At 72.0% G+C, this 5,951-nt stretch carries 2 protein-coding genes; both read left to right on the top strand.

Features of this window, described 5'->3' with window-relative positions:
- Positions 1 to 416: acyl carrier protein (locus tag R6V09_RS43710; protein ID WP_317887047.1), on the top strand; the 416-nt coding region annotated here is incomplete at its 5' end.
- Positions 413 to 5,951: non-ribosomal peptide synthetase (locus R6V09_RS43705; protein WP_317887046.1), on the top strand; the 5,539-nt coding region annotated here is incomplete at its 3' end. The genes R6V09_RS43710 and R6V09_RS43705, both read left to right, overlap by 4 nt.

Here is a 5,951-nt window from a genome sequence, read left to right as displayed (position 1 = left end):
CCGCCGCGCTCGGGGGACCCGCCCATCTGGTCGTCCAACTACCGCAGCCCGTACGCCAGTCGGCGCGTCCCGAGGCCGTGGCGGCCCGGCCGGGGGAGGGGCACGCGGACCGAAGCGGCACCACTCCCGCCGCCCCGTCCGGCGATCCGGGGTCCGGCGGCCAGAACGCCTTCGTCCCGTACGTCCGCGAGATCGTCTCCGAAGCCCTGGGCCTGCCCGCGGAACGCATCGACACCGGGCGCACCCTGCACGACCTCGGCTTCGACTCCCTGATGGCCTTCGAGATCAAGCACCGCATCGAACGCGACCACGGTGTGGACCTGCCGCTCGGCCTGGTGCTGGAGCGCCCGACCGTGGACGGCCTCGCCGCACTCGTCGCCGAACTGACCAGCCGAACCCCCGGAACCGGCCGATGAGCCGCGACCCCCGCAGCCGCGAACCCCGTGGCCGCGAGAAAGACACGGACGCCGTGAGTGACGAACTCCCCCTCGACCGCACCACGGGTGCCCCGCGCATGGTGCCGGATCCCGCCGCCCTGCACGAGCCGTTCCCGCAGACCGACATCCAGCAGGCGTACTACGTCGGCCGCTCCGAGGACTACTCCCTGGGCAACAACGGCATCCACGGCTGGATCGAGGTCGCCTGCACCGGCCTCGACCACGACCGCCTGGAGCGGGCCTGGAACAGGACCACGGACCGGCACCCGATGCTGCGCTCCATCACGCTGCCCGACCAGTCGCAGCGGATCCTGCCCCATCAGGAGTACCGGATGGAGCGGCTCGACCTGCGCGACCTGTCCGACGACGAGCGCGCCGCCACACTGGACGCCCTGCGCGCCGAGCAGTCCCACCACAAGTACGACCCGGCGATGTGGCCGCTGTTCCGGATCCTGCTGGCCCGCGTCTCGGACGACACCACCGTCCTGGTGGCCAGCTTCGACGGGCAGAACATCGACCTGTGGAGCCTGCAGAAGGTCTTCGACGACTGGGTCGACGCCTACGAGGACCCCGCCCTGGAGTGGCCAGCCCCGACTGTCACCTACCGCGACTACGCGGTGGCCCTCACCGCGCTCAAGGAGACCCCGGAGTACGCCCGTTCGCTCGCCTACTGGCGCGAGCGGATGACCGATCTCCCGGCGGCACCGGCGATCCCGCTGGCCCGCCCGGTCGAGTCGGTCACCAAGCCGACGTACGCCCGCTGCGCCACCGTCATCCCCGAGGAGGAGTGGAGCGGCATCCGCGAACTCGCCCGGCGGCACGAGGTCACCGTGTCGACCCTGCTGCTGGCCGCGTACGCTGAGGTCCTCGGAGTGTGGAGCGGCGACGCGCGCTTCACCGTGAACGTCACCCTGTCCAACCGGCTGCCGCTGCACCCCGACATCGACACCGTGGTCGGCAACTTCTCCTCCATGGTGCTGCTGGGCGTCGACCGCTCCACCGGCACCTTCCAGGACCGCGCCCGCGCCGTCCAGCGGCAGCTGTGGAACGACTTCGACCACCACACCGCCAGCGGCGTCCCCGCGATCCGCGAACTCGCCCGGCTCCGCGGCACCCCCGACGGACTGCTCTTCCCCTTCGTCTACACCTATGTGGTCGGCACCTCCGCCTACCGGGCGCTCGGCCGGCTCGGCGAGATCCGCGACGTCGTCACCATGACCCCGCAGGTCGCCCTCGACCAGCAGGTGATGGAACAGGACGGCGCCCTCCACGTCAGCTGGGACTACGTCGAACAGCTCTTCCCGGCCGGCCTGGTCCAGGACATGTTCGCCGCCTACCGGCGCATGCTCGGCCTGCTGCGCAGCGAACGCCACTGGCGCGCGTCCTCCTTCCCCCTCGTACCGCGCGAGCAACTCGCCGAGCGCAGCGCCGTCAACGCCACCGCACGCCCCGTCCCGGACGAACTCCCGCACACCATGTTCGAACAGCGGGCCGCCGACCACCCCGACCGGGAGGCCGTCGTGTGGCCCTCGGGCAGCCTCAGCTACCGGGCCCTGGACCACGCCGCCAACCGGATCGCCAGACGACTGCGCGAACTCGGCGCCCGCCCCGACCACCCCGTGCCGGTGCTGCTCGCCAAGGGCCACCGCCAGATCGTCGCCGTCTACGCCGCCCTCAAGGCCGGAGCCGCCTACGCACCCATCGACACCGCCGCCCCCGCCGCCCGCATCAGCCACCTGCTCGACCGGCTCGACAGCCCGGTCGTCCTCACCGAACACGCCATGGACGACGCCATAGCGTGGCCCGACGGGCTGGTGCGGCTCTACCTCGACGACCTGGTCGACCCCGCCGACGAGGGCACCGGCACGGGTGACCAGGAGCTGCTGGAGCCCGTGCAGAGCGGCGACGATCTCGCCTACGTGCTGCACACGTCCGGGTCCACCGGCCGCCCCAAGGGCGTGATGATCGAGACCCGCGGTGTCGTCAACCGGATCACCGACCTCGCCGAGCGGTTCAGGATCGGCCCCGGGGACCGGGTCTTCGGGGTGACGGCGCTCCACCACGACATGTCCGTGCTGGACATCCTCGTCACCCTCTCGGTGGCCGGCGCGACCCTGGTACTGCCCGAGGCCGACCAGGCCAAGGAACCCGCCGCCTGGGCCCGGCTGATCGCCGAGCACGGCGTCACCCTGTGGAACTCCGTCCCGGCGTTCATGGAGATGCTGGTCCTGCACACCGAGCAGGCCGGCGACCCCGGCAGCCTGATGAGCCTGCGGACGGTCCTGATGGGCGGCGACTTCATCCCGGTCACCCTCCCGGACCGGATCAAGGCGCTCGCCCCGCACACCGAGGTGCACAGCGTCGGCGGCCCCACTGAGACCACCATCATGGACATCTCCCACCGGGTGGACGCCGTCGACCCCGGCCGCCGGACCATCCCCTACGGCAAGCCGATGGCCAACCGCAGCTACCAGGTTTTCGACGAACAGCTCAACCCCTGCCCCGTGTGGGTGCCCGGCGAGCTCTGCATCGCCGGCGAAGGACTGGCCCGCGGCTACTGGAAGGACGAGGAGCAGACCGCCCGCGCCTTCGTCGTCCACCCGCGCAGCGGAGTGCGCTACTACCGGTCCGGGGACTACGGCCGCTATCTGCCCGGCGGCGACCTGGAGATCATGGGCCGCCGCGACCTCCAGGTGAAGATCCGCGGGCAGCGGATCGAGCTGGAGGAGGTCCGCGCCGCCCTCGCCGACCACCCCGACGTCTCCTCCGCGGTCGTCACCACCTCCACCGACGGCGAACACCTCGGCGCGAGCCGGCTGCACGCCTACGTCGTCCTCAAGAACGCGGCGCAACTCGGCGCCGTCGAGGCGTTCGGCCCCGCCGACGAGGTCATCCTCGACCCCTTCGAACGGCTGGCCTTCAAACTGCGCCACCCCGGCGTCCGCCAGGACCTCGCCGAGCTGCCCGGACTCGCCCTGGAGGCACCCGAGTTGCTGCCCGGCGTGCCCGAGCGCCGCAGCGTCCGCCACTACCTGTCCGACCCGGTCACCGTGGACCACCTCGGCCGGCTACTGGCCGCCCTCGGCTCCCGCACCACCGACGACTCGCCCTTCCCGCGCTACCGCTATCCCTCCGGCGGCAACCTCTATCCGGTGCAGACGTACGTCTATCTGGCACCCGGCCGCGTCAAGGGCGCCGACCCCGGCGTGTACTACTACCAGCCCGACACCCACCGACTGGTGCCGCTCACCCCCGACGCCGACATCCCCCCGTCGGTGCACGCCGCGATGAACCGCGCCGCCTTCGAGGCGTCCGCGTTCTCCGTCTACCTGGTCGCCCGCCGCTCGGCCGTCGACCCGCTCTACGGCGCGATGGCCGACGAACTCTGCTACGTCGAGGCCGGCGCCATCAGCCAGCTGCTGATGACCACCGCCGCCGAAGCGGGGCTCGGCCTGTGCCCGATCGGCGGCCTCGACTTCGACGCGATCCGCGGCCACTTCGCACTCCTCGACACCGACCAGCTGGTGCACAGCCTCGTCGGCGGCATCCCCGACCCGGCCGGAGAGGCACCGCCGTCCGACAGTGCCCAGGACATCACCGAGCGACTGCACACCGCCCTCGCCGAACGACTGCCGGCCCACATGCTGCCCGACACCGTCACCGTCCTGGAGCGGATGCCGCTCACCGCCAACGGCAAGGTCGACCGGGCCGCCCTGCCCGTCCCCGACTCCGAGGCACCGGCCGCCGCCGACAACGGCCCCCTCACCCGCACCGAGGAACTCATCGCCACCGCCTGGCAGGAGGTGCTCGGCCGTACCCCCGGCCGGGAGGAGAACTTCTTCCGGGCCGGCGGCGACTCGCTGCGCGCCACCCGCCTCGCCGTCCGGCTGGGCCAGCTGCTCGGCAAGGAGGTCTCGGTCCGGACCCTCTTCGAGCACCCCACCGTCGCCGGCCTCGGCCGCGCGGTGGGCGACGCGGCCGAGGCCCGGCCGCTGCCGCTCGCCCCGGTCGAACGCGCCGAACGGCCCCAACTCTCCCGCCCCCAGCAGCGGCTGTGGTACATCGACCAGGTCGCCGAGGACGAGGGCGCGTACAACAACCCGATGGCGTTCCGGCTGCGCGGCGCACTCGACCGGGACGCCCTCATACGCGCCGTGGAGGAGATCGTCCGCCGCCACGAGACACTGCGCACCAGCTTCCCCGCCGTGGACGGCCGGCCCCACCAGAAGGTCACCCCCGCCGGGACCGGCCTGATCGCCACCGTCGACCTGCGCGAGCACCCCGACCCCGACGCGGAGGCCCTGCGGCTGGTCACCGAGGACGTCGGCCGCGGCTTCTCGGTCGCCGACGGCCCGCTGCTGCGCGGCAGGCTCCTGCGGACCGGCGACGAGGACCACCTGCTCGCGATGGACATCCACCACATCGTGTGCGACTACTGGTCGTTCGGCGTCTTCGCCCGTGAACTGGCCGCCCTGTACGGCGCGTTCGCGCAGGGTGATCCCTCTCCGCTGCCCGAACTGCCCGTCCAGTACGCCGACTTCGCCGACTGGCAGCGCCGCTGGCTCGACGACGGACTCCTCGACGACCAACTCGCCCACTGGGACGGCAAACTCGCCGGCGAACTGCCCGTGGTGCAACTGCCCGCCGACCGGCCCCGACTGGCCGTCCAGCGCTTCCGGGGCGCCCGTGTCTCCTTCGACCTGGACCAGGAACTCGCCACCGGGCTGCGGAAGTTCGCCGAGAGCGAGCAGGCCACGCTGTTCATGACGCTGCTGTCGGCGTTCGCGGTGCTGCTGGGCCGGCACACCGGGCTCACGGACATCCCCGTCGGCGCCCCGGTGGCCGGCCGCCCGCACCCCGATCTGGAGGGCCTCATCGGCCTGTTCGCCAACTCCGTGGTGCTGCGCTGCGACCTGGACGACAACCCCCCGGTCAGCGAGCTTATCGGGCGGATCCGCACGATGACCCTGGACGCCTTCCAGAACCAGAACGCCCCCTTCGAGTCGGTCGTCTCCCGGCTGGGCACCCACCGCGACCTCAGCCACAACCCGCTGTTCCAGGTGATGTTCAGCCTGGAGAACTCGATGCCCGGCATCGAACTCGGCGGCCTGGACATCGAGCCGCTGCCGGTCGAGCCGGGCACCGAACACTTCGACCTCACGATGTTCTGGAACGAGGACGGCGAGGACGTCCGGGCCACCATCCGCTACAACACCGACCTCTTCGACGAGTCCACGGTGCTGCGCCTGTGGTCGCACTACACCACCCTGCTGCGGGCCATGCTCGCCGACCCCACCGTCCGCATCGGTGACCTGCCCATCGCCGACGAGGCCGAACTCGGCCTTGTCGCCGCCTGGTCGACGGGCACCGAGGAGGCACCGGCCGCCACCGCCGTCCCCCAACTCCTGGCCGCGCAGGCCGCCCGCACACCCGACCGCACCGCACTGGTCTGCCCCGGCACCGGCACCACCCTCAGCTACGCCGAACTCGACGCCGCCACCGAGCAGCTGGCCC

The organism is Streptomyces sp. W16 (genome assembly GCF_033194735.1).
Classification (GTDB): Bacteria; Actinomycetota; Actinomycetes; order Streptomycetales; family Streptomycetaceae; genus Streptomyces.
The sequence above is the reverse complement of the archived record's forward strand: the minus strand, read 5'-3'. Positions and strand labels throughout refer to the sequence as shown.